The following is a 26554-nucleotide window of genomic DNA, read 5'->3' as shown; positions in this document are numbered from 1 at the left end:
GTGCGGGGTCGCCTGTGTTCAGGTCGACACGGTCCGCACCGGTCCTGCAGGCCCGGACCAAGGCCTGTCCGGTGAGCTCAGGAGCGGTTGTGTACTGAACAGTCAGAAACGTAGAGAGTTCTGTACTGAGTTGTCAAATACTGCAAGTCGGCCCTACCTTCTGCGTATGGCGAGACCACGAAGCTTCGACCGCGACCACGTCCTGCATGCCGCCGAGCGGCAGTTCCGCGTCACGGGCTACAACGGCACGAGCGTCGACGACATCAGCGCCGCCACCGGCCTGGGCCGTGGCAGCCTCTATGCCGCGTTCGACGGCAAGCACGGCGTGCTGCTGGAGGCGATGGCCGGGTACTTCGCCCGGCTGGGGCACTTTGCGCCGAAGGCGCTCGCCGGACCGGACGAGGGCGCCATGGAACGACTGCACGGGTACTTGCTCCGCGCCGTCAACGGGGTGCCACTCGCCGCCGACGTGCCCCCCGCCCCTGACCGGGCGACGGCGGCCTGCTTCGCCGCCAAGATGGCCCTGGAGCTCGGCGCCTCCGACCCCGAGGTGAAACGCCTGGCCAACGACTGCTTCTCCGTGGTCTCGACGGCGGTGGCCGAGTGTGTGCGAGCGGCGCAGCGCAACGGCGACATCGACCCCGACGCGGATCCCGACGACCTTGCCTACCTTCTGCTGACCATCATCCGCGGGACCGATGTCGTAGGCGCGTACGGCCACAGTCCCGCCCGCCTGACCTCAATCGCGGAGAGCGCGTTCGCCCTGCTGCCTCGCCCGCGCCACCACTGAGAAGGGCGCGGCCGGCCTCGTTGCACAGGCATCTGACAGGCCGACTTCGACGCCGCCGAGACGTGGCCGGTAGATTTACGCGCCGACGTGGCCTCGTATGTTGGCGCGTGCCGTGGAGTTCCGGGGGGGTGCGGGGGTGGGCACTGCTGCGCGATTCGGCCGTGATGGGTTCCATGGATGCTGCTGCCCAAACGAGGGCCGGGACCCGCTTGCCGACCGTCTGGTCAGGGCCGGTGCCGCCTTCGGGAACAGCGCGGAGATCGCCGAGCCCGCGCCATGGCCCGCGACTTCCGCACCACGGTGAAGGCCCGACACGCGCTGCCGGTGTCGGAGCGAGCGATGGGCATGGTGCAGCTGGTCGTCAGCGAGTTGGTCACCAGCGGTGAAGTGACGCGGATGGCCGAGGCCGCCTACCACCGGCATGATCGAAAGGCGTCGCGCGCGGGTGCTCATCGTCACGACGTTCGGCCGACCGGGATTCCGCCGGAGGGCGCTCCGGGCTGGGGCGCCGGGCCTCGTCGTGAAGGACACGCCGGCAGCCGAGCTCGCGGACGGGGTGCGCCGGGTGGACGCACGCCTGCGGGTGGTGGACCCGGGCCTGGCCACCGACAGGCTTGTCGCGCCGGCGGTTCGACCCGGCCGATTGTCCCGCGTCGGACGGCGCCGCCCGGGGACCGTCCAGCCATGGCACCGCTGCAGCAGCCCAGCGCATAGTGGACCCTATGCGACTCGTCCCCAAAGCCGGGTACGTCGGTGCGGCCGCCGCGTCTGCCCTGACAGCCCTCGCGGCGCGCGACCTTCTCCAACGCGAGCACTCTCTGTTGCGCAACTTCCCCGTCGTCGGGCATGCGCGCTACCTCCTTGAGGCCATCGGCCCCGAGCTGCGCCAGTACCTCGTGGCGGGCAACAACGAGGAGCGACCGTTCACCCGCGACCAGCGACGGTGGGTCTACGCCTCGGCCAAGAAGCAGAACAACTACTTCGGCTTCGGTACCGACAACGACCTGGAGTTCACGGCCGGCTACCCCGTCATCAACCACCGCACCTTCGGACGGGCTGTGCCGCCGTCAGGCCCGGCGGCGGGCCAGGAGGTGAGCCTCCCCTCGGCCAAAGTCCTCGGCGGCCCCAGAGGCCGGCGGCACGCCTTCCGCCCCGCGTCGGTGGTCAACATCTCGGCGATGAGCTTCGGCTCGCTCTCCGGGCCTGCGGTGGAGGCGCTCAACCGTGGTGCGGCGCTCGCCGGCTGCCTGCAGAACACAGGAGAGGGCGGCCTCTCTCCCTATCACCGCAAGGGAGGAGAACTGATCTTCCAGATCGGCACCGCGTACTTCGGGTGCCGTGATGAGGGCGGCCGCTTCGACCTCGACCGGCTCAAGGAGGTCCTCGTGAGCGCACCGGTGTGAGCCATCGAGATCAAGCTGAGCCAGGGAGCCAAGCCGGGTCTGGGCGGCCTGCTGCCCGCTGCCAAGGTCTCAGCCGAGATCGCCGCCACGCGGGGTGTCCCGGTCGGCGTGGACTGCGTCAGTCCCTCGCGGCACGCGGAGTTCTCCGACACTGACAGCCTCCTCGACTGGGTCGAGATGTTGGCGACCGAGACGGGTCTTCCGGTCGGCATCAAGTCCGCGGTCGGTGATCTGGTGTTCTGGGAGGAGCTGACCGGCCTCATGGCGCGAACCGACCGTGGGGTCGACTTCGTAACGATCGACGGAGGAGAGGGCGGGACGGGCGCGGCGCCGCTGATCTTTACCGATAGCGTCTCGCTGCCGTTCCAGGTGGGGTTCGCCCGGGTGTACCGGATGTTCGCGGAGCGGGGACTTCACAAACAGGTGACGTTCATCGGTGGCGGAAAGCTCGGCCTGCCGGACAATGCCGTCATCGCCTTCGCCCTCGGCTGCGACATGGTCAACGTCGCTCGGGAGGCGATGCTCTCCATCGGGTGCATCCAGGCGCAGCGATGCCACACCGACGGCTGCCCCACCGGTGTCGCCACGCAGAGCCCCTGGCTCGCCCGCGGTCTCGACCCGGGGGTCAAGTCCGTGCGTGCAGCGAACTACATCAAGACGCTGCGCAGGGACCTCCTGAAGGTGGCCGAGGCCTGCGGCGTGGAGCACCCGGGACTTATCAGCACCAGCGCCGTGGAGATTCTCGACGGACGCACAGCCTCGACGCCGCTTTACGAGGTCTACGACTACGACCCTCTCTGGGGCATGCCGTCGGACGCCGACTGCGCCGAGATCATCCGGATCATGACCGAGACGGCGCCGCAGGGCGGCAACGCGCCCGCGTCCGAGACCGCAGCAGGATGACGTAGCCGCCACATCGCGCCATCGGAGTGAGCACGACCGCCGATCCGTCGCGTGGGGGCGAGCGCGCATCGCGTACAACGTCATCGCCCGTCCCCTGCGGGAGGCTCACTCACCGTCAGTCGACTTCCCATCCGCGCGCGACCGCCTCAAGCTTCAGCTCGTCCCGGACCTTAGTCAGGTCTTGCCTCGGTGAGCCATTTGGTCGTGTTCTCGGTGGGGACACCGACGGCGTCGGCGAGCACCTCCGCGGCGGCCGCGGACGGGGCCAGCCCGACCACCGAGCCCGGCCCGAACTGCGTTTCCCAGACGGCGCGGACCCCGGCCATGGTCGTCGACTTGCCCGTGCCGGCCGGCCCGACCAGGACATCCAGGCTGCGCCCGGAGGTCGTGATGCGGCGCACGGCGTCGGCCTGCTCCGCCGAGAGCGGATGGTCGCGACCCGGCAGTTCTTGCGCGGCGACACCGGCCGCCACGTTCGTGTCGACGGTGGCCGCGTCGACCGCCCGGCCGGCGTCGAGGAGCCGCTGCTCGGCCTCGATCACCGCCCGGCTGGTGTACTGGACCGAGTCCCTGGGCCGGAGCCGGGACGTGCCCTACCACAGCGGAAGGGCCCCCAACCGACGTTTCCGCTGGTCAGAGGCCCTTCTGAGCACTGGGTGGCAGGTGAAGGATTCGAACCTTCGTAGCTTTCGCGACGGATTTACAGTCCGCTTCCATTGGCCGCTCGGACAACCTGCCTCGTGCGCTCGGAAGGATAGCAAGGAATGGGGCGTGCGCCGAATCGGGTTCGCAGGCACCACAATGGACCTTTGGGAGCACCGTGGCCGACGCTCGGCCGGGCCGCCTCCCTCCCCCGCGCATCCCCCGCGAACCGACTCCCACGCCTACCCGAAGGAGCCACACCGATGGCCGACTCCTCGTTCGACATCGTCAGCAAGTACGACAAGCAGGAGGTCGCGAACGCGGTCAACAGCGCGAGCAAGGAGATCTCCCAGCGCTACGACTTCAAGAACGTCGGCGCGTCGGTCGAGCTGGCCGGTGAGGTCATCAAGATGAGGGCGAGCACCGAGGAGCGTTGCAAGGCGGTCCTCGACGTCGTCCAGACGCATCTGGTCAAGCGCAAGGTCAGCCTCAAGCACCTCGACCTGCCGGAGGCCGGCCCGCGCGTCTCGGGCAAGGAGTACCACCTCGACGCCCCGCTCAAGGAGGGCATCTCCCAGGAGAACGCCAAGAAGATCAACAAGCTGATCCGCGACGAGGGCCCCAAGGGCGTCAAGAGCCAGGTCCAGGGCGACGAGCTGCGCGTCACGAGCAAGTCCCGCGACGACCTCCAGGCCGTGCAGAAGATGCTGCGCGAGGCCGACCTCGACGTCGCGCTCAACTTCACCAACTACCGCTGACGCCTGTCGCGCGGCGCCCCCGGCCCGTCAGGCCGGGCGTGCAGCATCCGCCTCCGCCTCGACGCTCGCGCCTGCCGCCGTCTGCTTCCCCGCGCCCGCCGCTGCCCGCGACGCCGCCTCGGGGTCGGTCTCCGCCTCGACGGCATGGCGCACGGCGGCCGCCACGGCGGGTGCGACGACCGGGTCGAACACCGACGGGACGATGTAACTGGCGTTGAGCTCGGCCGGGGAGACGGCGTCGGCAATGGCGGTCGCGGCGGCGACCATAACCGCCTGCGTGATGCGGGCGGAGCCAGCGTCGAGCATGCCGCGGAAGAACCCGGGGAAGGCCAGCACGTTGTTGATCTGGTTCGGGTAGTCCGAGCGCCCGGTCGCCACGACGGCCGCGTGCTCCCCCGCCTCGACGGGGTCGACCTCCGGGTCCGGGTTGGCCAGGGCGAAGACGACCGCGTCGTCGGCCATCGTCGCGATGTCGGCACCCGTGAGCAGGTTGGGCGCGGATACGCCGATGAAGACGTCGCTCCCGGCGATGACATCCCGCAGTGAACCCGTCTCGTCGGACACGTTGGTGTGGTCGGCGATCCACTGGCGGTCCGGGTCGGCGTACCTCTCCCCGTGGGTCAGCACGCCCTGGCTGCCGCAGGCGACGATGTCGGTCGCGCCCTGGGCGAGGAGCAGCTCGATGATGGCGTGGCCCGCCGCGCCGACGCCGCTCACGACGATCCGGACGTCGGCGATCGACTTGCCGACGACGCGCAGGGCGTTCGTCAGCGCGGCGAGCACGACGATCGCGGTGCCGTGCTGGTCGTCGTGGAAGACGGGGATGTCGAGCTCGGCGCGCAGTCGGCGCTCGATCTCGAAGCACCGCGGCGCTGCGATGTCCTCGAGGTTGATGCCACCGTAGACGACGGCGATCGCCCTGACGATGCGGATGATCTCCTCGGTGTCCTGCGTGTCGAGGCAGACGGGCCACGCGTCGACGCCGGCGAACTGCTTGAACAACGCGGCCTTGCCCTCCATGACGGGCAGCGCCGCGGCCGGCCCGATGTTGCCGAGGCCCAGCACCGCCGACCCGTCCGTGACGACCGCGACCGTGTTGCGCTTGATCGTCAGGTGCCGCACGTCCTCGGGGTGCTCGGCGATGGCCTGGCAGATGCGGGCGACGCCCGGGGTGTAGGCGCGGGCGAGGTCGTCGCGGTGCTTGAGCGGCACCTTCGGCATGACCTCGAGCTTGCCGCCGAGGTGCATGAGGAACGTCTGGTCGCTCACCTTGCGCACCGAGACGCCCGGCAGGGCGGCGAGCGCCGTCGAGATGCGGTCGGCATGGTCCGCGTCCGAGGCGTTGCACGTGACGTCGACGACGAGCCGGTCGTGGCTCGACTCGGCGATGTCGAGGGCGGTGACCGAACCGCCTGCCCCCTGGATCGCCGCGACGAGTCCCGCCGTGGCGTCGGCCCGGGCGGCCACCTCCACGCGCACCGTGATCGAGTAGCCGGGGCTGGGCAACGCCATGAGGGCACCTCTCTGTCGTCGAGGAGGTTCGGCACGTCGGTGTGCGAGCCGATGCTCAGCGTCGCGCGGGCGCCTCAGCCGCGCAAGTCAGGGAACACCTCGACCGCGAGCGGCCACCAGAAGAGGTGGCCGCACAGCTGCGCGTACTCCGGCGGGGTCACCCATCGCGTCTCGTGGATGCCGTCGTCGCCGTCGGTGATGGCCGGGCGGACCGCGTCGAGGCGCGTGCGGAACACCTGGAGGAACGGCTTGTCCGGCGTGAAGAGGTCGTCCGCAGAGCGTGGCGTGAAGCGCTCGTAGCCGCACGGGAGCACGTCCGGGTGGCGCAGCCGCAGGCCGGTCTCCTCGAAGGTCTCGCGCACGGCGTTCTCGACCGGCGTCTCGTCCGCCTCGCGCCAGCCGCCGGGCGAGCCCCACTCCCCCCGTCGCACGCTGTGGACGACGACGAAGTCCCCGCGCCGGTCCCGGACGAACACCATGGCGGCGAGCACACGGGCCGGGTCGAGCGGCTCGTCGGACGCCACGAGGTCGACGTCGCTCGCGCCGTTGGGGAAGGGCACGTCGAGGATGCGACGGACACCGCGGTCACGCTTGCGTTTGCGCAGCCGGAGCCCCGACGCGTTGAGCCGCCGGGCGAGGTCGACCCCCGACGTCGGGGTGGCCCCGGCCTCGACGGCGTCCTGCCAGCGCCCCTCGGGCACGTCGTAGTGGTCACCGTCGAAGGCCCTCGGGTGCAGCTGCGCGGCGCGGGCGACGGCGTGCAGCTCGTCGTAGGACGTGTCGCTGACGAGGTGCGCGAAGAGCCGACCGTGGGCGGGCCAGATCGGCTGGTCGATCCACACGGTCATGACTCGTGAGCCTAGGCCAGGACCCCGACGGTCGCGGCTGTGGATGACGCCCGACGCCTCCCGCGGCACCGACCTAGCCTCGGGACACGAGGCCACCGGACCGGTCGGCCACCCGATCGAGCAGGAGGACCCCATGACCCGTTCCGTCGTCGACACCGAGCGCATCGCCGCCGCGGCGGCCGACATCAACCGTCTCGCCGACAGCATCACCTCGAGCTCCGCTGAGCTGCGCGGCCGCCTCGCCGGCCTCGGCGGCGACTGGCAGGGGCCGGCCAAGGCCGAGTTCGAGCGGGTCATGGCCGACTACCAGCGCGTCCAGGCCCAGATGACCGAGTCGCTCGCCGACGTCGGGCGCCTGACGCTCAAGGCCTCCCAGGCCTACGCCGAGCACGAGACCGCGACGCGCGCCCTCTTCGCCCGCTGACCGGGGCGTCTGCCGCGGGGGCGCCGAAGGGCGGCTCCCCGTCCGGGGAGCCGCCCTCCTGTGCGTGCTTTTCGTGCTCTGTGGTGGAGCGAGCGGGCTCAGAAGCCCATGCCGCCCATGCCGTCCATGTCACCGCCGCCGGGGACCGCAGCGGCCTTCTCCGGCTTGTCGGCGATGACGGCCTCGGTCGTGAGGAACAGCGCCGCGATCGACGCCGCGTTCTGCAGCGCGGAACGCGTCACCTTGACCGGGTCGATGATGCCCGCCTCGAGGAGGTCCTCGTAGGCGCCCGTGGCGGCGTTGAGGCCGTGGCCGGGGGCGAGACCGCGCACCTTCTCTGCGACGACGCCGCCCTCGAGGCCGGCGTTGATCGCGATCTGCTTGAGCGGGGCCTCGGTCGCGACGCGCACGATGTTCGCGCCGGTGGCCTCGTCACCCTCGAGCGAGAGGGCGTCGAGCGCCTTGGCGGCCTGGATGAGGGCGACGCCACCACCGGCGACGATGCCCTCCTCGACGGCGGCCTTCGCGTTGCGGACGGCGTCCTCGATGCGGTGCTTGCGCTCCTTGAGCTCGACCTCGGTGGCCGCGCCCGCCTTGATGACGGCGACGCCGCCGGCGAGCTTGGCGAGGCGCTCCTGGAGCTTCTCGCGGTCGTAGTCGGAGTCCGACTTCTCGATCTCGGCCTTGATCTGGGCGATGCGGCCCTCGATCTGCGTGCGGTCCTCGGCGTCCTCGACGATGGTCGTCTCGTCCTTGGTGACGACGACCTTGCGCGCCTTGCCGAGCAGGTCGAGGGTGGCGTTCTCGAGCTTGAGACCGACCTCCTCGGAGATGACCTGGCCACCGGTGAGGATCGCGATGTCGGTGAGCATCGCCTTGCGGCGGTCGCCGAAGCCCGGGGCCTTGACGGCGACGGACTTGAACGTGCCCTTGATCTTGTTGACGACGAGGGTCGCCAGGGCCTCGCCCTCGATGTCCTCGGCGATGATGAGCAGCGGCTTGCCGGACTGCATGACCTTCTCGAGCAGCGGGATGAGGTCCTTGATGCTGCCGATCTTGCTGTTGGCCACGAGCACGTAGGCGTCGTCGAGGACGGCCTCCATGCGCTCGGTGTCGGTGACGAAGTACGCCGAGATGTAGCCCTTGTCGAAGCGCATGCCCTCGGTCATCTCCAGCTCGAGGCCCATGGTGTTGGAGTCCTCGACGGTGATGACGCCTTCCTTGCCGACCTTGTCCATCGCCTCGGCGATGAGGCCGCCGATCTCCTCGTCGGCCGCCGAGATGCTGGCGGTGGAGGCGATCTGCTCCTTGGTCTCGACCTCCTTGGCGGACTCGAGCAGCGACGCGGAGACGGCCTCGACGGCCTTCTCGATGCCGCGCTTGAGGGCCATCGGGTTGGCGCCCGCGGCAACGTTGCGCAGGCCCTCCTTCACCATGGCCTGGGCGAGGACGGTGGCCGTCGTCGTGCCGTCACCGGCGACGTCGTCGGTCTTCTTGGCGACCTCCTTGACGAGCTCCGCACCGATCTTCTCGTACGGGTCGTCGAGCTCGATCTCCTTGGCGATCGAGACACCGTCGTTGGTGATCGTGGGGGCGCCCCACTTCTTCTCCAGGACGACGTTGCGGCCCTTGGGGCCGAGCGTGACGCGGACGGCGTCGGCAAGGGTGTTCATGCCGCGCTCGAGGCCGCGACGCGCCTCTTCGTCAAACGCAATGGTCTTGGCCATTCGGGTGGTTCCTCCCACGCGAATCGTTGGTGGCGGCCCGCACGACGCCCGCGACGGATGGGACCGGACCCGGCAGCTCACGTCGCTGCGGGACCGAGCCCTCGGCGTGCGGCCCAGTTCTGTCACTCCCACCTGGAGAGTGCTAACGCCATTATTGGCACTCTCACCCGGAGAGTGCAAACAGCAGGCCACGATGCCGACCCGTTCGCCGATGAGCCGTCGCGGTGATCACGCGCGCCTCAGGCGTCGGCGCGCGCCACCGGCGGCGCCAACGCTCCCGCGAGGCGGGCGGCATAGGCGGCCGACTCGGCGTCGGACGCGTACGTCGTGCGCGGCCAGAAGAAGCCCCGCAGGCCGTCGCCCTTGGTCCGGGGCACGACGTGCACGTGCAGGTGCGGCACCGACTGGCTGACGACGTTGTTCATCGCCACGAAGCTGCCCTGGGCGCCGAGCCCCTCGACGACGGCACCGGCGAGCCGCTGCGCCGCCCCGAGCAACGGCGCGTGCAGCGGCTGCGGCAGGTCGAGGAGGGTGTCGACGTGGCGGCGTGGCACGAGGAGCACGTGTCCCTTGAACACCGGTCGCCGGTCGAGGAAGCCGAGCAGGTCGGGCTCGTCGAGCACGACGTCGGCCGGTACGTCACCCGCGACGATGGAGCAGAAGACGCAGTCCATGCGATCAGGCTCCCATGCCGCGGCGACGCGTCAGCAGATGACGAGCAGCCAGCAGCCAGAGCCGCTCGAGGTCGGCGAGGAGGTCGGCGTCGGGGAGGGCGGAGTCGTCTTCGTCGGCCGGGGGCCGGGCCTCGGGTCGCTCGTCGAGGAGGGGGACGGCGTGCCGGTCGAGGGTGGTGTGGAGGGTGCGCGCGTCGCCGACGGGCCGGGCTCCGGTGCGGTGCTCGTCGGCACGGCGCTCGTCGTGGAGGTCGCGGACGGCGGCGACGCCGTCACCGGCAGCACGGTCGCGGTCGCCACCCCTGACGTGGGGCCGCCGGACGTCGGCGGGTCGCCGGCCGTGGTCCACCACGGCTCGTCGGTCGGCGGCGTGGAGAACTCGTCGCCGGGCAGGGTCGGGAACACGCCGGACGACATGGCCTCGTCACGCCAGCTGTCGCCGGAGAAGAAGGTCACCCCGCCGACACCGGCGAGGACGATGGCCGCGAGGGCGGACAGCAGGAGCACGGGACGACGGTTCGCGCGTGGAGGGCGGGCCCCGGAGTCGAAGGACATGACCCCCCAAACTAGACGAATCGGGCTCGGGACGCCTCCCGGGACCGGGACCACTACCGTGGCGCGCATGGAGGACGCGACGCGGACCACGCCGGGGCGAGCCACCGGTTTCATCGAGGTCGCCGACCGGGTCCTCGTCGCCCGCTACCCCGAGTGGGACGTCAACGTCGGCCTCGTCCTCGGGCGGGACGGCGCGGTCGTCGTCGACACGCGGGGCAGCGGCACGCAGGGCCGCCGGGTCCTCGACGACGTGCGCCGGCTCGGCCGCGACATCGTCGTCACCCACGTCGTCAACACGCACGTCCACTTCGACCACACGTTCGGCAACATCGCCTTCGACGACGCGACGGTCCATGCCCACGACAACGTCGGCCGCACCATCGAGGACCACGCCGATCGGATCAGGGCCCTCTTCCGGGCCGACCCCGGCGACGCCCCGGAGGCCGGCTACACGGCCGAGGACGTCGTCGACGTCCTCGCCACGCGGGTCCGGCGTCCGGACCGGACGTTCGGCTCGCACGCGACCGTCGACCTCGGCGACCGCGTGGTGACGATGGCCTGGCACGGACGCGGCCACACCGACGGCGACGTCGCTGTCGCGGTCCCCGACACCGACGCCCTGTTCCTGGGCGACCTCGTCGAGGAGAGCGCCCACCCGTCCTTCGGCGACGACTCGTGGCCGCTGGAGTGGGCCGACACCCTGGCAGCCCACCTCGTCGAGACCTCGGACCGAACCGTGGTCGTGCCCGGCCACGGCCGGCCCGTCGACGTGGGGTTCGTCGCGCGGCAACGCGACGAGGTCGCCGCGGTGGCCGCGGTCATCCGCGAGCGCCGAAGCGCCGGTGTCGACGTCGAGGACGCGGTGCGAGAGCCGGACCGGCGGCTGCCGTACCCGGTGGCCGGGCTCGCCGAGGCCTTCCGGCGGGGCTACGCGCACCTGGACCTGCTGCCCTGAGCCGCATCCGAGCGCCCAGCGGATGCGCGGACTGGTCGGGACCCGGAGGGTTCAGGCCCTGACCGCGGAGGGGAACGCGTCGCGCCAGGAGCGCAGCGCCACCCCGCCCTCGGCCGTGCGGTCGACGGACGTCGCGGCGAGCAGCGCGTGGGCGATGGCCCGGGCGACGGCGTCGGCACCGGCCTCCATGAGCACCGTCAGGGCGAGCGGGTCCGGCGCCGGGCCGGCGCCGGTCGCGAGGGCGAAGAGCGTGTCGCCGTCGAAGAGCGTGTGCACCGGCTTGATGGCGCGGGCGAAGCCGTCGTGCCCGATGCCGGCGAGCTTGGCGCACTGGGCCTTCGTCAGCGTCGCGTCGGTGGCGATGACGCCGATGGTCGTCGCGAGGCCCGGCATGGCGACCCCGGCTGCCGCGAGCGCCTCACCCCGCTCGCGGGCGGCGGCGACCTCCGTGGCGGAGGGCACGCCGATGCCGGCGAACTCGTCGCCCAGGCCGTACCGGACGCCGTGAATGGCGCCGGTGTCGGGGTCGACGGCCGAGCCGACCGCGTTGACTGCGACGAGCGCCGCGACGGTCACCCCCGACTCGAGCACGACGCTGGCCGAGGCGATCCCGCCCTTGAGGCCACCCGCCTTGGCACCGGTGCCCGCGCCGACGCAGCCTGCCGCCGGCGCCTCGCCGACGGACGCCTGCCGCGCGGCCTCGTACGCGGCGCGGCCCTCGTCGGCACCGGGGTGGTGCTCCCACGTGCCGCCGCGGCCGAGGTCGAAGAGGATCGCGCCCGGCACGATCGGCACGACGCGCCGCTCCCCCATGGGCCAGCCCCGGCCGTCGGCGAGCAGGCACCGAGCCACGCCGTCGACGGCCGCGAGACCCATGGCCGAACCACCGCCGAGGACGACGGCGTCGACACGATCGACGAGGTTGCGGGGGTCGAGCAGGTCGGTCTCGCGGGTGCCGGGGCCGCCGCCGCGCACGTCGACCCCCGCGACCGCACCGCCGGGCGGGGTCAGCACGACCGTGCTCCCGGTGAGCCAGCCGGCCTCGTCGCGCGTCGCGTGCCCGACGCGCAACCCGGCGACGTCGACGATGGAGTTGGTGGGGCCGGGGCGCGTCATGACGGGTCCCTCAGATCGAACTCCATGAGCGTGCCGGGCGAGGTGAAGCCGAGCCGTTCGTAGAACTCCTGGGCCCGGGCGTCGGGCGCGTTGAGCCGGATCCACTTGACGTCGGTCGAGCGGGACCACTCGATCATCGCCTCGGTCAGGGCCCTGCCCACCCCGCGGTCGCGGCAGCTCGGGGCGACGAAGAGGCCGCCGACGTGCAGCCAGCTGACGTCACGCCGGCCCGGCCACGGCAGGGCCCGGATGCGGCGCGTCTCGAGGATCCCGGCGTGCTCCCCCCGGCTCTCGGCGATCCACGTCGGGCGGTCCGGCCGCTCCTGCAGCCACGCGTCGACGAAGCGGTCGAGGTAGCCCTGCTCCGAGGGCATGCCGAGCTCGCGGGCGAACTGCAGGTGCAGCGCGGCGACGATGAAGGCGTCGTCGGCCCCGGCGCGGCGGATCGTCACCTCGGCCATGGGGGAAGTGAACCACGCGGACGAGGCGCAGGCCGAGACGTCGGGTGGTGCGCGCGGCGCCGGCACGAGGGCGGCGCGGCGGGAGGGTCAGACGTTGATGCCGAGGCGCCGGCTCGTGCGGGCGCGCTGGCGGCTCGCGCGCATCCGGCGCAGGCGCTTGATGAGCATCGGGTCGGCCTCGAGGGCCTGGGGGTCGTCGAGCAGGGCGTTGAGCACCTGGTAGTAGCGCGTTGAGCTCATGTTGAACAGCTCCTTGATGGCCTGCTCCTTGGAGCCCGCGTACTTCCACCACTGGCGCTCGAAGGCCAGGATCTCGAGATCGCGGTCGCTCAGGCCGCCCCCGGAGTCGTGGCGGTGCGGCTGCGCCGTGGCGTGTTCTGTGCTCATGTCCCCGTCTCGTCGCGTCGATTGCTCGGTCGCTGTCGTGCTGTCGTGCTGGTCCCGCTGTGGGCCGACCGCCGACGCGGGCTGCGCCGCGCCGGTGCCGACCACCCCCGGTGACGTCGAGCAGCACGAGTGCTGCTGCGTTGGCTCCGGGGCCAACCCTAGACGCAAATGACAAGGGTGTCATTCAGCCGCGTGGCGGCTCGCCGGGGTGTCGTCGCGTTCCGGCCGCGGCTTCGACGGACCCATCGTCACGGCGGCCACACCAGCCCCAGCGGCCCCAGCGACCCCATCGGTCACAGGGCCGCGCGTCCGGCCCTCGGGCGTCAGGACATCGTATCGAGGATCGCCGAGACGTCCTCCTTGGTCGTGTGCGGGTTGACGATGGCGAAGCGCGTCAGCGTCTCGCCGCGGAACGTCGTCGGCACGACGAAGGCGAACTCCTGGGCGAGCAGCCGGTCGGTCCACGCCGCGTAGTCCTGGGGGCCCCAGCCGCGGCGTCGGAACACCACGACCGACAGGTCGGGCTCGCGGACGACCTCCAGGTAGGGCCGCCGCCCGACCTCCTCGGCGGCGAAGCGGGTCACCTCGAGCGTGCTCTCGATCGCCTCGACGTAGGCATCGGTGCCGTGGACCGCGAGCGAGTACCAGAACGGCAGGCCCCTGGCCCGCCGCGTCAGGCCGATCGAGTAGTCGGTCGGGTTCCACTCGGGCGCCGACGTCAGCACGTCGAGGTACCCGGCCTCCTGGGTGTGCGCGATGCGGGCCAGCGTCGGGTCGCGGTAGAGCAGAGCGCAGCAGTCGAACGGCGCGAAGAGCCACTTGTGCGGGTCGACGATGAAGGAGTCGGCGTGCTCGATGCCCGCGAAGAGGTGGCGCACCGAAGGCGCCGCGAGGCCCGCACCGCCGTAGGCACCGTCGACGTGCAGCCAGATGCCGTACTCCTGGCACACTTCGGCGACCGCCGCGAGGTCGTCGACGACGCCGAAGTTCGTCGTCCCGGACGTCGCGACGACGGCGAAGAACGTGTCGGGCCCGTGCTCCTCGAGGACGCGTCGCAGCTCGGGTCCGGTGAGGCGCAGCTTCTCGTCGACGGGCACGCCCACGACCTCGGCGTCCATGACGGCGGCCATCGAGACGACCGACGAGTGGGCGTTGTCGGTCGCGGCGATGCGGTACGGACGCGCGCCCGTGCCGGCCTCGGTCGCGCGGGCCCGGGCCGTGTGACGGGCCACGACGAGGGCGGACAGGTTGCCGACCGTGCCCCCGGGGACGAACACGCCACCGGCCGACTCGGGCAGGCCAGCGAGGTCGGCGATCCAGCGCAGCGCCTGGTTCTCGGCATAGATCGCCCCGGCGCCCTCCATCCACGAGCCGCCGTAGATCGAGGACGCGCCGACGACGACGTCGAAAGCCGCCGCCTCCCGCGTCGGGGCGCACGGGATGAAGGACAGGTAGCGCGGGTGGTCGGTGGACAGGCAGGCCGGTGCGAGCGTGTGCTCGAACAGCTCCATCGCGCGCGTCGGTCCGAGGCCGGCAGGGGTGATCGTCTGACCGACGGCCGCCTGGAGGTACTCCTCGGTCTGGGCCCCGTCCAACGGGATGGGGTCCATGAGGAGGCGCTCCCGCGCGTAGCTCAGGACCTTGTCGACGGCGAGGTGGTCGGCGTCCTTGTCGAAGCTGTGCACGCGCCGATGCTAGGGCCTGGCGTGGCGTCCTCCGACACGCCGCGACCGACGTGCGGGCCGCGCGCCGGGGTCGCGCGGCCCGCCCTGCTCAGCCGAGCAGGGCGTCCCGCAGCCCCGCCGCGTCGTGCGCGAAGACGGTCGGACGCACGCCGTGGAGGGCCTCGGTCGTGCCCGCACCCCACGTCACCGCGAGGGTGTCGACGCCCGCCGCCTTGCCGGCGAGGACGTCGACGACGGCGTCCCCGACGTACACGGCGTCGTTGGAGCCGCGGCCGAGGCGCTCGAGGCAGGACAGGATCGGGGTCGGGTCCGGCTTGTGCCGTTCGGTGTCCTCCATCGCCACGAGGACCTCGACGTGCTCGGCGAGCCCGAGGATGTCCATGGCCTGCTGCGCGGAGTCGCGACGCTTCGAGGTGGCCACCCCGACGCGGACGCCGGCGCCGCGCAGGTCGCCGAGGACCTCACGGACCCCGTCGTAGCCGCGGATGAGCCGTTCGGTGTTGTCGGCGTTCCACCGCAGGTAGGTGTCGTAGAGCTCGTCGGCGTGCTCCGGCGAGTGGTCGCGGAAGGCGTTGATGAGCGGGCGGCCGATCCACGAGCGGATGACGTCGGGGTCCTCCTCACGCCCCAGCACGCTGCGGAAGGCGTGCTGGTACGAGTCCACGATGAGGGGGATCGTGTCTGCGAGGGTGCCGTCGAGGTCGAAGACGGCGGTGGTCCAGCGGGGAGAGTTCACCGGGCGAGCCTAGGGCCTGCCACGCTCAGCCGAGCCAGCGCCCGCCCCGCATGACTCGCCGCACCCGGCCGGCCGCGTCGACGACGACGAGGTCAGCGCGGGCGCCCGCGGCGATGGTGCCGCGTCCGTGCAGCCCGAGGGCCCGGGCCGGCGTGCCGGACCCGCTGCGCGCGGCGGCCGCCAACGGCACACCCGAAGCCACGGCGCGCGTGACGAGGTCTGCCACGTGGCTCGTGCCGCCCGCGATGGAACCCGGAGCCGTGCCGTCGGGGTCGCGCGCGAGGCGGGCCACCGCGTCGCGAACGACCACATCGAGCCCCCCGAGCACGTACGAGCCGTCGCCCACGCCGGCCGCGGCCATCGCGTCGGACACGAAGGCCACCCGGTCCGGGCCGACGAGGTCGAGGACGGTGCGGGTCGTGTCGTCGGAGACGTGCGCGCCGTCGGCGATGAGCTCGACGGTGGCCGTGCCGCGCGCGGCGGCCCGGAGCATCGCGGCGACGGCGCCGGGTTCGCGGTGGTGCCACGGGTCCATGCCGTTGAACAGGTGGGTCGCGATGTCGGCACCGGCGGCGAGGGCCTGCTCCACCTGCGGGAACGTCGCGGTCGTGTGGCCGACCGCGGCGTGGACTCCGGCGTCGGTGAGCCAGCGGACGAGGTCGAGGCCGTGCGAGCGCTCGGGCGCCACCGTCACCTGGCGCACGTGGCCGCGACCGAGGTGCAGGAGGCGCTCGACCTCGGCGAGCGAGGGGTCGCGCAACAGCGTCGGGTCGTGGGCGCCGCAGCGGGCCTCGGACAGCCACGGCCCCTCGAGGTGGATGCCCTCGACGAGCCCGTCGTCGGCGAGCTCGGCCAGCATCGCGACCCCGCGCTCGAGGTCGGCGGGCGACATCGTCACCAGGCTCGCCACGACGCTCGTCGAACCGCGCTCGTGGTGGTGGCGGGCGGTCGCGGCGGCCGCCTCGTCCCGCAGGTCGGTGAACGCCGTCCCACCGCCGCCGTGGCAGTGGATGTCGACGAACCCGGGCAGCAGCGTCCCCTCGACACGCTCGACCGGACCGCCGGACGCTCCGGACCCCCGGGAGGCGTGGGGGACCTCGCGGTCCGCGGGGGTGACGTCGAGGACGCGGTCGCCCGCGACCCGGACGAGGACGTCGGGCAGCACGACGTCGTCGACGAGGGCAGGGCCGCGCAGGGTGAGCTCCATCGGGGTCGATTCTGTCGCACCCGCCGCGGCTGTAGCGTGTGGGCCGTGCCAGCGCGTCCCCTGAGCGAGCTCGTCCACCCGACGTGGGTGCCCGCCCTCGAGCCGGTCGCGGACACCATCGCCGCCATGGGCGAGTTCCTCCGCGCCGAGGTCCAGGCCGGTCGCGGCTACCTCCCCGCGGGCGAGGCCGTCCTGCGCGCCTTCCGGCTGCCGCTGCCCGACGTCCGGGTCCTCGTCGTCGGGCAGGACCCGTACCCGACACCCGGCCACCCGGTCGGCCTCAGCTTCAGCGTCGCCCCGGACGTGCGGCCGGTGCCTCGGTCGCTGCAGAACATCTACCAGGAGCTGGGTACCGACCTGCGCCTCCCGACGCCCTCGAACGGCGACCTCTCGCCGTGGTTCGAGCGCGGCGTCATGCTGCTCAACCGGGTGCTCACGGTCCGCCCGGGCAAGCCCGCCAGCCACCAGGGCAAGGGCTGGGAGACCGTGACGGCACAGGCGATCTCGGCCCTCGTTAGCCGCGGCGGGCCCCTCGTGGCCATCCTCTGGGGCCGCCAGGCGCAGTCGCTCGCACCGATGCTCGGCGACGTGCCCCGCATCGAGTCCGCCCACCCCTCGCCGCTGTCCGCCCGCTCCGGCTTCTTCGGCTCGCGGCCCTTCAGCCGCACCAACGAGCTGCTCGCCCGGCAGGGCGCCGACCCCATCGACTGGAGGCTGTCATGACCCAGCCCGCACCCGGCGTGCACGTGCCCCGCGTCTGGACCCGCTACGTCGCGATCGGCGACTCGTTCACCGAGGGGATGTGCGACGACGACCCGGCCTTCGCCCACGACGGCGAGTTCGCCGGCTGGGCCGACCGGCTCGCCGCCCACCTGTCCGGCATCGCGTCGGCGGCCGGGCAGGACTTCGGCTACGCCAACCTCGCCGTCCGCGGCCGCAAGCTCGCCGACGTCGTCGGCCCGCAGCTCGACGACGCCCTCGCCCTCGAGCCCGACCTCGTCAGCATCGTCGGCGGCGGCAACGACATCCTGCGGCCGAAGGCCGACCTCGACGGCCTCGCCGCGCGGCTCGAGGTCGCCGTGGCCCGCATCCGCGCCACCGGCGCCGACGTCCTCATGGCCACGCCCGTCGACCCCGCCGACGCGCCCCTCGTCAAGGCCACCCGTGGCCGGGCCGCGATCCACTCGGCCAACATCTGGAGCATCGCCCGCCGCAACGGCGCCCACGTCATCGACCAGTGGGGCCTGCACGCGCTGCGCGACTGGCGCATGTGGTCCGAGGACCGCATCCACATGACCACCGAGGGGCACCGTCGTGTCTCCCTCGCCGCCCTCGAGGCGCTCGGGCACACGCCGTCGGAGGCGGGGTGGGAGACGCCGCTCGACCCGGCTCCCCCGATCAGCCGCCGCGAGGCGCTCCAGGCCAACGCGCAGTGGGCCCGCGAGTACGTCGGGCCGTGGGTGCACCGGCGCCTCACCGGCCGCTCCTCGGGCGACCACCGCTCGGCCAAGCGCCCCGACGTCACGCCCGTCGAGCCGGACTGACCGCCGCGCCGACCGCCGCGCCGACCGCCGCGGGCGACTGACCCCGCGTCCGGACGACCGCCGAGCGGGACCGATGACGGAGGCTCACGACGGGAGAGCCTTCGGCTGAGCACGGGGCCGCGCCGTCGGGCGCCGAAGTACGTCACCGTTCCCCAGTGGCTGTGGACGACGCCGGCGAGCCCCCGTCGCGCGTTGGCAGCCTCAGGTCATGTCCACCGACGACTCCACCGACGACTCCACCGGCGCCGCGTCCGCCCGGCGACGGGCCCGACGCCGCCCGACGGCCGACGTCGCGACTGCCGTCCACCGACTGGGCGGCACCTGCACGTGGCGCGAGCTGCGCCGGGCAGTGTCCTGGCGCCTCATCGCCCGCGCCACCGAGGAGGGCGTGGTCCGGCACCCGGGCCGGGACGTCTACACGCTCGCGGGCGCCCACGACGGCCGGGTGGTGGCCCGCCGCCTGACCGGCGTCGCGTCGCATCGCACCGCCGCGCTGCACTGGGGCTGGAAGGTCAAGTGCGCGCCGCCCCTCCCCGACGTCGCGATCCCGGCGAACCGCAAGCTGCGTGCGAGCGCGGAGGGCCTGTCGACGCTGCACCGCCGAAACCTGGACCCGTCCGACGTCTCCGGCGGCTGGGTGACGACGCCGGTGCGCACCGTCATCGACTGCTGCCTCGACCTTCCCTTCGACGAGGCGCTGTCGGTCTTCGACTCCGCGCTGCGCAGCGGGCTGCCCCGCCAGGTCGTCGTCTCGGCGACGGCACGTCTCGGCCCACGGCACCGGGCACGCGTGCTCGCCGTCGAACGACACGCCACGGCGAAGGCGGCCAACCCGTTCGAGTCGGTGCTGCGCGCCATCGCGCTCGGCGTCGACGGAACGTGCTGGGAACCGCAGCACCGGATCCGGTACGACGACTTCTACGCCCGCGTCGACCTCGCCGACGAGGCCCTCGGCATCGTCCTGGAGGCCGACAGCTTCGAGTTCCACGGCGAGCGGGCGGCCCTGGGTCGTGACTGCGAGCGCTATGACGAGCTCGTGGCCCGCGGCTGGCTCGTGCTCCGTTTCTCGTGGGAGCAGGTGATGCTGCGGCCGGAGTGGGTCGCGCGCGTCATCGAGCGGACGGTCCGGCGACGCGTCGCCGAGGGCCGGGGCCGGTCGCAGGGCGACGAGTCGGGACGCATGACGGACCTTCGGCCCCGCGCGGTCGTGGCCTGAGCACGGGGCCAGCCGTCAGCCCGGCGAAGGTCCGTCCTCGGTCCCGGATCGAAGCGTCCGTGAATGGGCGAGAGGCGCAGGCGGGCGGAGCCGGGACGCGCAGAGGCCGGCCCGCCACGAACGCGGGTCGGCCTCGATGCGTCAGCCAGCCTGTCAGATGCTGGCGGCGAACGCCTCCTCGAAGACGTCGAGACCTTCGGACAGCAGCGCATCGCTCGCGGCGAGCGGCGGCAGGAAGCGGAAGACGTTCCCGTACGTCCCGCACGTCAGCGTGACGAGGCCGGCGGCGTGGCAGGCCTTGTTGACGGCGGCGGTGAGGGCAGCGTTCGGCGTGAGGTCGCCCTCTCCGTTGACGAGCTCGACGGCGAGCATCGCGCCGCGGCCACGGATGTCGCCGATCTGCGGGTACCGCGCGGCGAGCGCCTCGAGCCGCGGCACGAAGAGCGCCTCGACCTGCTTGGCGCGGCCGCAGAGGTCCTCCGTCCTCATCGTCTCGATGGCGCCGAGGGCCGACGCGCAGGCGACCGGGTTGCCACCGTACGTGCCGCCGAGCCCGCCACCGTGCACGGCGTCCATGATCTCGGCCCGGCCGGTGACGCCGGCGAGCGGCAGACCACCCGCCATGCCCTTCGCCGTGGTGATGAGGTCGGGCACGACGTCCTCGTGCTCGCTGGCGAACCAGTCACCGGTTCGGCAGAACCCGGTCTGCACCTCGTCGGCGATGAAGACGACCCCGTTCTCGCGGCACCACTGCGCGACCTGCCTGACGAAGCCCGGAGCCGGGACGATGAAGCCGCCCTCCCCCTGGATCGGCTCGAGGATGACCGCCGCGAGGTTGTCCTCGCCGACCTGGGCGTGGACCTGCGACACGAAGACGTCGAACGACTCCTTCGCGCAGTCGGCCGGGCCGCCCGGCCAGCGGAACGGGTAGCTCATCGGCACCCGGTACACCTCGCCGGCGAAGGGCCCGAACCGGTGCTTGTACGGCATGTTCTTGGCCGTCAGGGCCATGGTGAGGTTGGTGCGGCCGTGGTAGGCGTGGTCGAAGGCGACGACGGCGTTGCGGCCGGTGTAGTGGCGCGCGACCTTCACGGCGTTCTCGACGGCCTCGGCGCCGGAGTTGAACAGGGCCGAGCGCTTCTCGTGGTCACCCGGCGTCAGCTCGTTGAGGGCCTCGGCGACCTCGAGGTACTCCTCGTACGGCGTGACCATGAAGCACGTGTGGGTGAAGTCCTGCACCTGCTCGGTCACCCGCTCGACGACGCGCGGTGCGGCGTTGCCGACGGTCGTGACGGCGATGCCGGAGCCGAAGTCGATGAGCTGGTTGCCGTCCGCGTCGACGAGGATGCCCCCGCCGGCCTTCTCGACGTACACCGGCAGACCGGTGGAGACGCCGGCGGACACGGCCGCCGCCTTGCGATGCTGGAGCTCGACCGAGCGGGGGCCGGGGATCGCGGTCTTGAGGACGCGCTGCTGGGGGACGCTGCTCATGCGCGTCAGTATGCCGTCCGCAACGGCGTTCCGGAAAGCGGGAGCGGCGCCCCGGACCACTCATTCCGTGCACGGACGGCGCATCCGGTCACGGAGTCAGCGGTGTGGACCGCCGTTCGCGACCGAACGCGTCGTCCCGCCATGGCTCCCTCAGGGGGCGACCGGGCTCCCGCCCTTGACCCGGTAGAGCAGGTGGACCGTCTCCGGAGCGCTGCTGCACTCGAGGAGCTCGAGGTCGACGTGGCCGAGGTCGAGGCCCTCGAACAACGGCGTCCCCGACCCGAAGAGCCGCGGTGCGACGTGGAGCGAGATCTCGTCGACGAGGCCGGCGGCGAGGCACTGCCGCCCCAGGTCCGCGCCGCCCATGACGGTGACGGTCCGCCCGCCCGCCGCAGCCCTCGCCTGCTCGACCGCTGACTCCACACCGTCGGTGACGAACGTGTAGACGCCGCCGGCCGGCACCGTGTCAGGGTCTGGGGCCCGGTGGGTCACGACGAACACGGGGCGACGCGCCGGCCCTGACGGTCCGTCGGCCCGCCATCCCGAGATGGCGTGGTCGTAGGTGGTGCGGCCGGCGACGACGGCGCCGAGGTCGGCGATGGCCCGGTCGAGGTACTCGTGGTCGACGGTCCAGGCGTGCAGGGCCCGCCCTCCCACGCCGAGCGGCTCCTCGGGCGTCTGCGGTGATGCCGTGACGAACCCGTCGAGGGACATGCTGATGTCGAAGACGACCCTGCTCATGGCTGCTCTCCTTGTCCGGTGCTGGGCCGGCCGGCGGCACACCCTGTCGTCGTGCCGCCGGCCGGTGCGTCACGGCTCGACGCCCTCGCCGAACCGGCCGCGGTGGTTCACGGGGATGAGCGGCGTGTCGGCGCGCGCCGCGATCTGCTGTACCGCCCACGTGTTGCCGTCCGGGTCGGCGAACCCGAAGAACGTGCCGCCGTCGCGCGGGTCGATGACCTGGATCTCCGAGCACTCGACGCCGCGCGAGACGAGCTCGGCGCGGGCCGCCTCGGCGTCGGCGACGACGAGCTGGACGCCCTTGAGGGAGCCGGGCGGCATCTCCCGCTGCGAGGGCAGGCTCCCCACGACGATCGAGCAGCCGGAGCCGGGCGGCGTCAGCTGCGCGACGTGCATGTGCTCGTTCTGCGTGTCGTGGTCGAGGTGGAACCCCACCTGGTCGCGGTAGAAGGCGATCGCCGCGTCGAGGTCGCTGACCGGGACGATGACGACCTCGAGGGTCCAGTCCACGACGCTCAGCCCTTCGTCGCCGCGTCGGCAGGCGTGGCGACGAGCTCGTCGAGGCGCTCGTAGCCCTCGACCATGCCCTTCTCCATCCCGCTCTGGATCATCATGTCGCGGCCCTCGACCGTCGGGCCGACGCTGTGCCCCTCGAGGCGGCAGCGGCCGTCGCCGAGGTCGACGAAGCGCATGAACTCGATGGCGACCTCGTCGGGCGCGCCCTCGAACTCGAAGGTCTGGATCGCCAGCTCGTTGTCGCGCACGGTGTGGAAGGTGCCCCGGAAGCCGTAGACGTTGTCGCCGTCGCGGTGGGTGTAGCGGTACCCGCCGCCGGAGGTGAAGTCCCAGCGCTCGATGGTCATCTCGTAGCCGCGCGGGCCGAGCCACTGGCGGACCAGCTCGGGGTCGCGGTGGGCGTTGAAGACGGCCTCCACCGGGGCGTCGAACTCGCGCGTGAAGTCGATCCACGGCACGCCGGCGGGGGCGTCGATGTTCAGTGGGTTGCTCATTTCTGCTGCTCCTTCTGGGTGTGGTCGTGCGTCGTGTCGTTCGTCGTGCCGCGGCCGGCGGTGCGTTCGAGGACGGCGTCGAGAGCGCGGTACCGCTGCTCCGCGACGAGGCGGTACCGGTCGATCCAGGCCGTCATCGCCTCGAGCCGCGCTGCCTCGAGGTGGACCGGGCGGCGTTGCGCGTCGCGGGACCGGCTCACCAGTCCGGCCAGCTCGAGCACCTGGATGTGCTTGCTGACGGCCTGCTTGCTGATCTCGAACGGTTCGGCGAGCTCGTTGACGGTCGCGGCGCCGCGGCTGAGGCGGGCGATGATCGCGCGCCGGACCGGGTCGGCCAGGGCCGCGAACGCGCGGTCGAGGTCCGCCTCGGACACGGGCGAGAGGATCATTATCAACCAACTCCTTGATCAATCGATAGGTTGATTAAACCCTTCCACACGCTCGGCGTCAACCCCCTTCGCTGCGTTTCTCAACGCGGCCCCGGACACCGCTGGAATGCCGCACCTGCGGGAGTAGAGTCGACGTCATGCCGCATCTGCGCATCACCGAGGCCGCCGCCCTGCTCGGCGTCTCCGACGACACGGTCCGCCGGATGGTCGACGCGGGACGCCTGGGCGGCGGGACCGACGAGGCCGGGCGCCGCACCGTCGACGGCGCGCAGCTGGCCGCCGTCGCGCAGGAGCTCGCGCATCCGGCTGCGGTCGGCGCCATCGGGGGCGCGTCCGCCCGCAACCGGATGCGCGGCATCGTCACGGCCATCACCAAGGACACCGTCATGGCCAAGGTCGAGATGCAGTGCGGCCCCTTCCGCATCACCTCCCTGCTCTCGAGCGAGTCCGTCGACGACCTGGGGCTCGAGATCGGCTCCGTCGCCGTGGCGTCCGTCAAGTCGACCCACGTCGTCGTCGAGGTCCCCGCGTGACCGCCGACGACGGGTGGCCGGACCGTGCCACCCGCGGGACGGGGACCACCCCCGGACGCGCCCTGGCGTGGGCCGCGGCCACGCTCGCCGTCCTCGGGCTCGTGGCCTGCGGTGGCGCCGTCCCCGCGCCGGGCGGTGGCAGCGGACGGCCCGGAGACTCCGCCGCGGCGGGCACGCCCCTCAGTGGCACCGTCACGGTGCTCGCGGCGGCGTCGCTCACCGAGGCCTTCGACAAGGTCGGTCAGGACTTCGAGGCGGCCCATCCGGGCGTCACCGTCGAGACCTCCTACGGCTCCAGCGCGACGCTCGTGCAGCAGGTCGACAATGGCGCACCGGCGTCGGTCGTCGCGCTCGCCGGGACCGCGGCGGCCCAGCCGCTCGACCGGGAGCTCGTCAAGGACTCGAGGACCTTCGCCACGAACGTCCTCGAGATCGCCGTGCCACCCGGCAACCCGGCCAAGGTGAGCTCGCTCGCCGACCTGGCCAGGCCCGGGGTCACGGTCGTCCTGTGCGCCGACACGGTCCCGTGCGGCAGGGCGGCCCAGGCGACCTTCGCCAAGGCCGGCGTCGTCCCGAACGTCGTGAGCAAGGAGATCGACGTCAAGGCGACGCTGGCCAAGGTCAAGCTCGGTGAGGCGGACGCGGCGGTCGTGTACCACTCCGACGTCGTCGCCGCGAAGGGTGCCGTCGCGGGAGTCGGGATCCCGGCGCGGGACAACACCCAGCTGCGCTACCCCGTGATCACGCTCGCCGACGACGCCGCGACGACGGCCTTCGTCGCCTATCTGCTCAGCGCACCGGGGCTCGCCACGCTGCGGTCGTTCGGGTTCGGTGCGCCCTGAGCGGCCGGCCCCGTCCGCCGCGTCCGCTGCGTCCGCCGCGTCGCTGGGTCCGCCTCGTTCGCCCCGTGTGCCTCGTTCGCACCGCGCAGGCCGGCGTGAGATGAGGCGGGCCGGTCGGTGGCGCTCGCGCGTGGCGCTCGGGGTGCCGGCCGCCGTGGCGCTCCTGCTGCTCGTCGTCCCGCTCGTGGCCCTGCTCCTGCGGGCCGACTGGGGCCGGCTGCCCGCGGATCTCACGGCCCCCTCCGTCCTGCCGGCGTTGCGGCTGTCGTTGGCGACGACGTCGTGCACGGCGGTGCTGTGCCTGCTTCTGGGAACTCCCCTCGCGTGGTTCCTCACCCGCTCCGAGCACGTGGCCACGCGCTGGGTGCGGGCGGTGCTGACGGTGCCGCTCGTGCTGCCCCCGGTCGTCGGTGGCGTGGCCCTGCTCATGACGTGGGGTCGCAACGGCCTGCTCGGACAGCACCTGTCGCCGCTGGGGCTCCAGATCCCGTTCACGACGGTGGCCGTCGTGCTCGCCGAGACGTTCGTCGCCATGCCGTACTACGTGCTCGCGGTCGAGGGCGCCCTGCGCGGGCTCGACCCGCGCCTGGAGTCCCTCGCCCGGACCCTCGGTGCCAGCGACCTGCGCTACCTGCGCACCGTCGCCGTGCCCCTCGTGCTGCCGGGCATCGCGGGCGGTCTGGCGCTCGCGTGGGCCCGGGCGCTCGGCGAGTTCGGCGCCACGATCACCTTCGCCGGCAACTTCCAGGGCCGCACGCAGACCCTCCCCCTGCTCGTCTACGTCGAGCTCGAGCGTGACCCGCAGGTCGCCGTGTCGATCAGCATCATGCTGCTCGCCGTCAGCATCCTCGTCCTCGGCGTGCTCCGGGGGCGGTGGCTGCGGTGAGCGCCCCCTCCTCGCCACGGACGCGTGGCTCGCTGGATGCGCGGATCCGGTTGCGCCGCGGCGGCTTCCGCGTCGACGTCGCACTGTCCGCCGCCCCCGGCCAGGTCATCGGCCTGCTCGGGCCCAACGGGGGCGGCAAGACGACGGCCGTGCTCGCGCTGGCCGGGGTGCTGCCGGTCGAGGACGGTCACGTCCGCGTCGGAGAGGCGACCTGGGACGACGGGCGCCGACGGGTCCCCGCCGAGCAGCGCGCTGTCGGGCTCATGCTCGCCGACAGCCTCCTGTTCCCCCACCTGCGCGCACTCGACAACGTGGCGTACGGGCCCCGCAGCCGCGGCGTCGACCGGCGCACCGCGCGCGAGCGGGCACTGGCCGAGCTCGGACGCGTCGGCCTCGCCGAGCGCGCCGACGCGCGTCCCCGCGAGCTGTCCTCCGGCCAGCAGGCCCGCGTCGCCCTCGCCCGCGCGCTCGCGACCGACCCGTCGCTGCTGCTGCTCGACGAGCCGCTCGCGGCCCTCGACCCCGACACCCGGGCACGCACCCGCAGCGACCTCGCGGCGCGCCTCGCCGGCTACGACGGCGTCACCGTCCTGGTCACGCACGACCCGCTCGACGCCCTGACGCTCGCCGACCACCTCGTCTTCGTCGAGGACGGCCGCGTGTCCCAGGCCGGGACTCCCGCCGAGGTGCTGAGCGAGCCGCGCAGCCCCTACGTGGCCACCGTCGTCGGACTCAACCTCTATGCAGGACAAGGCGACTCGCACGGCCACGTGACGACGTCAACCGGCACCGTGCTCGTCACGACCGACCCCACCGAGGGGCCGGTGTGGGCGACCGTCCCGCCCCATGGCGTCGCGCTGCACCGCACGCGACCGGACGGCTCCCCCCGCAACACGTGGGAGGTGCAGGTGAGGTCGGTGACGATGCAGGGCCAGTCGGCCCGGGTCGGCCTGGAGGGCGACCTCTCGCTGACCGCCGAGGTGACCCTCGAGTCGGTCGCCGGCCTCGGCATCCGCGTCGGCGAGCGGCTGTGGGCCGCCGTCAAGGCCACCGAGGTCCGCACCTACCCCCGGTGACCCGTCGAGCGTTTCGACCGCCGCCGGCGCACGGCCCCGAACA

Annotated in this window: 27 protein-coding genes, 1 tRNA gene and 2 pseudogenes; 13 read left to right on the top strand and 17 right to left on the bottom strand. The window is 72.6% G+C overall.

Annotation, left to right across the window (positions count from 1 at the left end; genetic code table 11):
- The first annotated feature begins 166 nt into the window (after window positions 1-166).
- From ACR9ZK_RS03955 to ACR9ZK_RS03945, 3 genes and pseudogenes are all read left to right on the top strand, one after another.
- Window positions 167-790 carry a TetR/AcrR family transcriptional regulator gene (locus ACR9ZK_RS03955; RefSeq protein ID WP_481340507.1) on the top strand — a complete coding sequence of 208 codons (624 nt, stop codon included), beginning with the start codon at window positions 167-169 and terminating at the stop codon, window positions 788-790.
- A 442-nt stretch (window positions 791-1232) separates the two neighbouring features.
- A pseudogene (locus tag ACR9ZK_RS03950) lies at window positions 1233-1409 on the top strand (response regulator); the annotation flags it as partial.
- 103 nt (window positions 1410-1512) lie between these two features.
- Window positions 1513-3096 (top strand): annotated as a pseudogene (locus tag ACR9ZK_RS03945) (FMN-binding glutamate synthase family protein).
- A gap of 170 nt (window positions 3097-3266) precedes the next feature.
- On the opposite strand, the gene ACR9ZK_RS03940 reads toward ACR9ZK_RS03945, so the two are convergent.
- Window positions 3267-3638: an AAA family ATPase gene (locus ACR9ZK_RS03940; RefSeq protein ID WP_481340505.1), complete on the bottom strand. Its 372-nt coding sequence runs from the start codon at window positions 3636-3638 to the stop codon at window positions 3267-3269.
- A gap of 115 nt (window positions 3639-3753) precedes the next feature.
- Window positions 3754-3834 (bottom strand) — tRNA-Tyr (locus ACR9ZK_RS03935).
- Between the two features lie 167 nt (window positions 3835-4001).
- Here ACR9ZK_RS03935 and ACR9ZK_RS03930 point away from each other — a divergent pair.
- Window positions 4002-4496, top strand: coding sequence for a YajQ family cyclic di-GMP-binding protein (locus tag ACR9ZK_RS03930; RefSeq protein WP_481340503.1), 495 nt, complete (start codon window positions 4002-4004; stop codon window positions 4494-4496).
- 27 nt (window positions 4497-4523) lie between these two features.
- Here ACR9ZK_RS03930 and ACR9ZK_RS03925 read toward each other — a convergent pair whose 3' ends face one another.
- The gene (locus ACR9ZK_RS03925; protein ID WP_481340501.1) at window positions 4524-6008 is read right to left on the bottom strand and encodes an NAD-dependent malic enzyme; all 1485 of its coding nucleotides are present in this window, start codon (window positions 6006-6008) and stop codon (window positions 4524-4526) included.
- A 74-nt stretch (window positions 6009-6082) separates the two neighbouring features.
- Entirely contained in the window at window positions 6083-6856 is a 774-nt protein-coding gene (locus tag ACR9ZK_RS03920) for a DUF4031 domain-containing protein (protein ID WP_481340499.1), read from the bottom strand.
- A 133-nt stretch (window positions 6857-6989) separates the two neighbouring features.
- On the opposite strand from ACR9ZK_RS03920, the gene ACR9ZK_RS03915 reads away from it, so the two are divergent.
- Window positions 6990-7280, top strand: coding sequence for a WXG100 family type VII secretion target (locus ACR9ZK_RS03915; protein WP_481340497.1), 291 nt, complete (start codon window positions 6990-6992; stop codon window positions 7278-7280).
- A 98-nt stretch (window positions 7281-7378) separates the two neighbouring features.
- Here ACR9ZK_RS03915 and groL read toward each other — a convergent pair whose 3' ends face one another.
- Window positions 7379-9007, bottom strand: a complete 1629-nt coding sequence (groL, locus tag ACR9ZK_RS03910) for a chaperonin GroEL (RefSeq protein ID WP_481340495.1) — start codon at window positions 9005-9007, stop codon at window positions 7379-7381.
- Window positions 9008-9246: 239 nt separating this feature from the next.
- On the bottom strand, window positions 9247-9681 hold the full coding sequence (locus ACR9ZK_RS03905) for an HIT family protein (protein ID WP_481340493.1): 435 nt from the start codon (window positions 9679-9681) through the stop codon (window positions 9247-9249).
- Here ACR9ZK_RS03905 and ACR9ZK_RS03900 point away from each other — a divergent pair.
- Window positions 9680-11191 (top strand): MBL fold metallo-hydrolase, encoded by a 1512-nt coding sequence (locus ACR9ZK_RS03900; RefSeq protein ID WP_481340491.1) that lies wholly within the window; start codon window positions 9680-9682, stop codon window positions 11189-11191. The genes ACR9ZK_RS03905 and ACR9ZK_RS03900 overlap by 2 nt on opposite strands.
- A 51-nt stretch (window positions 11192-11242) precedes the next feature.
- Here ACR9ZK_RS03900 and ACR9ZK_RS03895 read toward each other — a convergent pair whose 3' ends face one another.
- The 6 genes from ACR9ZK_RS03895 to ACR9ZK_RS03870 all read right to left on the bottom strand — a co-directional run bounded on the left by ACR9ZK_RS03895 (window position 11243) and on the right by ACR9ZK_RS03870 (window position 16783).
- Window positions 11243-12307, bottom strand: coding sequence for a P1 family peptidase (locus ACR9ZK_RS03895; RefSeq protein ID WP_481340489.1), 1065 nt, complete (start codon window positions 12305-12307; stop codon window positions 11243-11245).
- Window positions 12304-12768 (bottom strand): N-acetyltransferase family protein, encoded by a 465-nt coding sequence (locus ACR9ZK_RS03890; RefSeq protein WP_481340487.1) that lies wholly within the window; start codon window positions 12766-12768, stop codon window positions 12304-12306. The genes ACR9ZK_RS03895 and ACR9ZK_RS03890 overlap by 4 nt, the downstream gene beginning before the upstream one ends.
- Before the next feature lie 87 nt (window positions 12769-12855).
- Complete coding sequence (locus ACR9ZK_RS03885; protein WP_481340485.1) at window positions 12856-13155, bottom strand: DUF3263 domain-containing protein; 300 nt, start codon at window positions 13153-13155, stop codon at window positions 12856-12858.
- A gap of 323 nt (window positions 13156-13478) precedes the next feature.
- Window positions 13479-14840: a pyridoxal phosphate-dependent decarboxylase family protein gene (locus tag ACR9ZK_RS03880; RefSeq protein WP_481340483.1), complete on the bottom strand. Its 1362-nt coding sequence runs from the start codon at window positions 14838-14840 to the stop codon at window positions 13479-13481.
- A gap of 88 nt (window positions 14841-14928) precedes the next feature.
- Complete coding sequence (locus tag ACR9ZK_RS03875) at window positions 14929-15576, bottom strand: HAD family hydrolase (RefSeq protein ID WP_481340481.1); 648 nt, start codon at window positions 15574-15576, stop codon at window positions 14929-14931.
- A gap of 25 nt (window positions 15577-15601) precedes the next feature.
- On the bottom strand, window positions 15602-16783 hold the full coding sequence (locus tag ACR9ZK_RS03870; RefSeq protein WP_481340479.1) for an N-acetylglucosamine-6-phosphate deacetylase: 1182 nt from the start codon (window positions 16781-16783) through the stop codon (window positions 15602-15604).
- A gap of 45 nt (window positions 16784-16828) precedes the next feature.
- Between ACR9ZK_RS03870 and ACR9ZK_RS03865 the strand changes: the two genes are divergently transcribed.
- The 3 genes from ACR9ZK_RS03865 (at window position 16829) to ACR9ZK_RS03855 (ending at window position 19543) form a co-directional block, all read left to right on the top strand.
- Entirely contained in the window at window positions 16829-17506 is a 678-nt protein-coding gene (locus ACR9ZK_RS03865) for a uracil-DNA glycosylase (protein WP_481340477.1), read from the top strand.
- Complete coding sequence (locus tag ACR9ZK_RS03860; protein WP_481340475.1) at window positions 17503-18327, top strand: SGNH/GDSL hydrolase family protein; 825 nt, start codon at window positions 17503-17505, stop codon at window positions 18325-18327. The genes ACR9ZK_RS03865 and ACR9ZK_RS03860 overlap by 4 nt, the downstream gene beginning before the upstream one ends.
- A gap of 208 nt (window positions 18328-18535) precedes the next feature.
- On the top strand, window positions 18536-19543 hold the full coding sequence (locus tag ACR9ZK_RS03855) for a DUF559 domain-containing protein (RefSeq protein WP_481340473.1): 1008 nt from the start codon (window positions 18536-18538) through the stop codon (window positions 19541-19543).
- 153 nt (window positions 19544-19696) lie between these two features.
- On the opposite strand, the gene gabT is transcribed toward ACR9ZK_RS03855, so the two are convergent.
- The 5 genes from gabT to ACR9ZK_RS03830 all read right to left on the bottom strand — a co-directional run bounded on the left by gabT (window position 19697) and on the right by ACR9ZK_RS03830 (window position 23174).
- Window positions 19697-21034 (bottom strand): 4-aminobutyrate--2-oxoglutarate transaminase, encoded by a 1338-nt coding sequence (gene gabT, locus ACR9ZK_RS03850; RefSeq protein WP_481340471.1) that lies wholly within the window; start codon window positions 21032-21034, stop codon window positions 19697-19699.
- Between the two features lie 150 nt (window positions 21035-21184).
- Entirely contained in the window at window positions 21185-21775 is a 591-nt protein-coding gene (locus tag ACR9ZK_RS03845) for a dihydrofolate reductase family protein (RefSeq protein WP_481340469.1), read from the bottom strand.
- Between the two features lie 69 nt (window positions 21776-21844).
- Window positions 21845-22285, bottom strand: a complete 441-nt coding sequence (locus tag ACR9ZK_RS03840) for a VOC family protein (protein ID WP_481340467.1) — start codon at window positions 22283-22285, stop codon at window positions 21845-21847.
- A gap of 5 nt (window positions 22286-22290) precedes the next feature.
- A complete protein-coding gene (locus ACR9ZK_RS03835) occupies window positions 22291-22785 on the bottom strand; it encodes an SRPBCC family protein (RefSeq protein ID WP_481340465.1) in 495 nt (164 codons plus the stop codon).
- Window positions 22782-23174 (bottom strand): ArsR/SmtB family transcription factor, encoded by a 393-nt coding sequence (locus tag ACR9ZK_RS03830; protein ID WP_481340463.1) that lies wholly within the window; start codon window positions 23172-23174, stop codon window positions 22782-22784. The genes ACR9ZK_RS03835 and ACR9ZK_RS03830 overlap by 4 nt, the downstream gene beginning before the upstream one ends.
- A 137-nt stretch (window positions 23175-23311) precedes the next feature.
- On the opposite strand from ACR9ZK_RS03830, the gene ACR9ZK_RS03825 reads away from it, so the two are divergent.
- The 4 genes from ACR9ZK_RS03825 (at window position 23312) to ACR9ZK_RS03810 (ending at window position 26511) form a co-directional block, all read left to right on the top strand.
- The gene (locus tag ACR9ZK_RS03825; protein WP_481340461.1) at window positions 23312-23707 is read left to right on the top strand and encodes a TOBE domain-containing protein; all 396 of its coding nucleotides are present in this window, start codon (window positions 23312-23314) and stop codon (window positions 23705-23707) included.
- On the top strand, window positions 23704-24549 hold the full coding sequence (gene modA / locus ACR9ZK_RS03820; RefSeq protein WP_481340459.1) for a molybdate ABC transporter substrate-binding protein: 846 nt from the start codon (window positions 23704-23706) through the stop codon (window positions 24547-24549). Before ACR9ZK_RS03825 ends, modA begins: the two co-directional genes overlap by 4 nt.
- 100 nt (window positions 24550-24649) lie before the next feature.
- Complete coding sequence (locus ACR9ZK_RS03815; RefSeq protein ID WP_481340457.1) at window positions 24650-25435, top strand: ABC transporter permease; 786 nt, start codon at window positions 24650-24652, stop codon at window positions 25433-25435.
- On the top strand, window positions 25432-26511 hold the full coding sequence (locus ACR9ZK_RS03810; protein ID WP_481340455.1) for an ABC transporter ATP-binding protein: 1080 nt from the start codon (window positions 25432-25434) through the stop codon (window positions 26509-26511). The genes ACR9ZK_RS03815 and ACR9ZK_RS03810 overlap by 4 nt, the downstream gene beginning before the upstream one ends.
- The last annotated feature ends 43 nt before the right edge of the window (window positions 26512-26554 follow it).

Source organism: Monashia sp. HAY1-5C (assembly GCF_056755255.1).
This window is presented reverse-complemented; position numbering and strand designations above follow the sequence as displayed.

What these genes read in the sequence shown, in the direction of transcription:
- ACR9ZK_RS03955 (WP_481340507.1), top strand. Translation starts at nt 167, where the DNA reads ATGGCGAGACCACGAAGCTTCGACCGCGACCACGTCCTGCATGCCGCC.
- ACR9ZK_RS03930 (WP_481340503.1), top strand. Translation starts at nt 4,002, where the DNA reads ATGGCCGACTCCTCGTTCGACATCGTCAGCAAGTACGACAAGCAGGAG.
- ACR9ZK_RS03925 (WP_481340501.1), bottom strand. Translation starts at nt 6,008, where the DNA reads ATGGCGTTGCCCAGCCCCGGCTACTCGATCACGGTGCGCGTGGAGGTG.
- ACR9ZK_RS03920 (WP_481340499.1), bottom strand. Translation starts at nt 6,856, where the DNA reads ATGACCGTGTGGATCGACCAGCCGATCTGGCCCGCCCACGGTCGGCTC.
- ACR9ZK_RS03915 (WP_481340497.1), top strand. Translation starts at nt 6,990, where the DNA reads ATGACCCGTTCCGTCGTCGACACCGAGCGCATCGCCGCCGCGGCGGCC.
- groL (WP_481340495.1), bottom strand. Translation starts at nt 9,007, where the DNA reads ATGGCCAAGACCATTGCGTTTGACGAAGAGGCGCGTCGCGGCCTCGAG.
- ACR9ZK_RS03900 (WP_481340491.1), top strand. Translation starts at nt 9,680, where the DNA reads ATGCGATCAGGCTCCCATGCCGCGGCGACGCGTCAGCAGATGACGAGC.
- ACR9ZK_RS03905 (WP_481340493.1), bottom strand. Translation starts at nt 9,681, where the DNA reads ATGGACTGCGTCTTCTGCTCCATCGTCGCGGGTGACGTACCGGCCGAC.
- ACR9ZK_RS03895 (WP_481340489.1), bottom strand. Translation starts at nt 12,307, where the DNA reads ATGACGCGCCCCGGCCCCACCAACTCCATCGTCGACGTCGCCGGGTTG.
- ACR9ZK_RS03890 (WP_481340487.1), bottom strand. Translation starts at nt 12,768, where the DNA reads ATGGCCGAGGTGACGATCCGCCGCGCCGGGGCCGACGACGCCTTCATC.
- ACR9ZK_RS03885 (WP_481340485.1), bottom strand. Translation starts at nt 13,155, where the DNA reads ATGAGCACAGAACACGCCACGGCGCAGCCGCACCGCCACGACTCCGGG.
- ACR9ZK_RS03870 (WP_481340479.1), bottom strand. Translation starts at nt 16,783, where the DNA reads ATGGAGCTCACCCTGCGCGGCCCTGCCCTCGTCGACGACGTCGTGCTG.
- ACR9ZK_RS03860 (WP_481340475.1), top strand. Translation starts at nt 17,503, where the DNA reads ATGACCCAGCCCGCACCCGGCGTGCACGTGCCCCGCGTCTGGACCCGC.
- ACR9ZK_RS03855 (WP_481340473.1), top strand. Translation starts at nt 18,536, where the DNA reads ATGTCCACCGACGACTCCACCGACGACTCCACCGGCGCCGCGTCCGCC.
- gabT (WP_481340471.1), bottom strand. Translation starts at nt 21,034, where the DNA reads ATGAGCAGCGTCCCCCAGCAGCGCGTCCTCAAGACCGCGATCCCCGGC.
- ACR9ZK_RS03845 (WP_481340469.1), bottom strand. Translation starts at nt 21,775, where the DNA reads ATGAGCAGGGTCGTCTTCGACATCAGCATGTCCCTCGACGGGTTCGTC.
- ACR9ZK_RS03835 (WP_481340465.1), bottom strand. Translation starts at nt 22,785, where the DNA reads ATGAGCAACCCACTGAACATCGACGCCCCCGCCGGCGTGCCGTGGATC.
- ACR9ZK_RS03830 (WP_481340463.1), bottom strand. Translation starts at nt 23,174, where the DNA reads ATGATCCTCTCGCCCGTGTCCGAGGCGGACCTCGACCGCGCGTTCGCG.
- ACR9ZK_RS03825 (WP_481340461.1), top strand. Translation starts at nt 23,312, where the DNA reads ATGCCGCATCTGCGCATCACCGAGGCCGCCGCCCTGCTCGGCGTCTCC.
- ACR9ZK_RS03815 (WP_481340457.1), top strand. Translation starts at nt 24,650, where the DNA reads ATGAGGCGGGCCGGTCGGTGGCGCTCGCGCGTGGCGCTCGGGGTGCCG.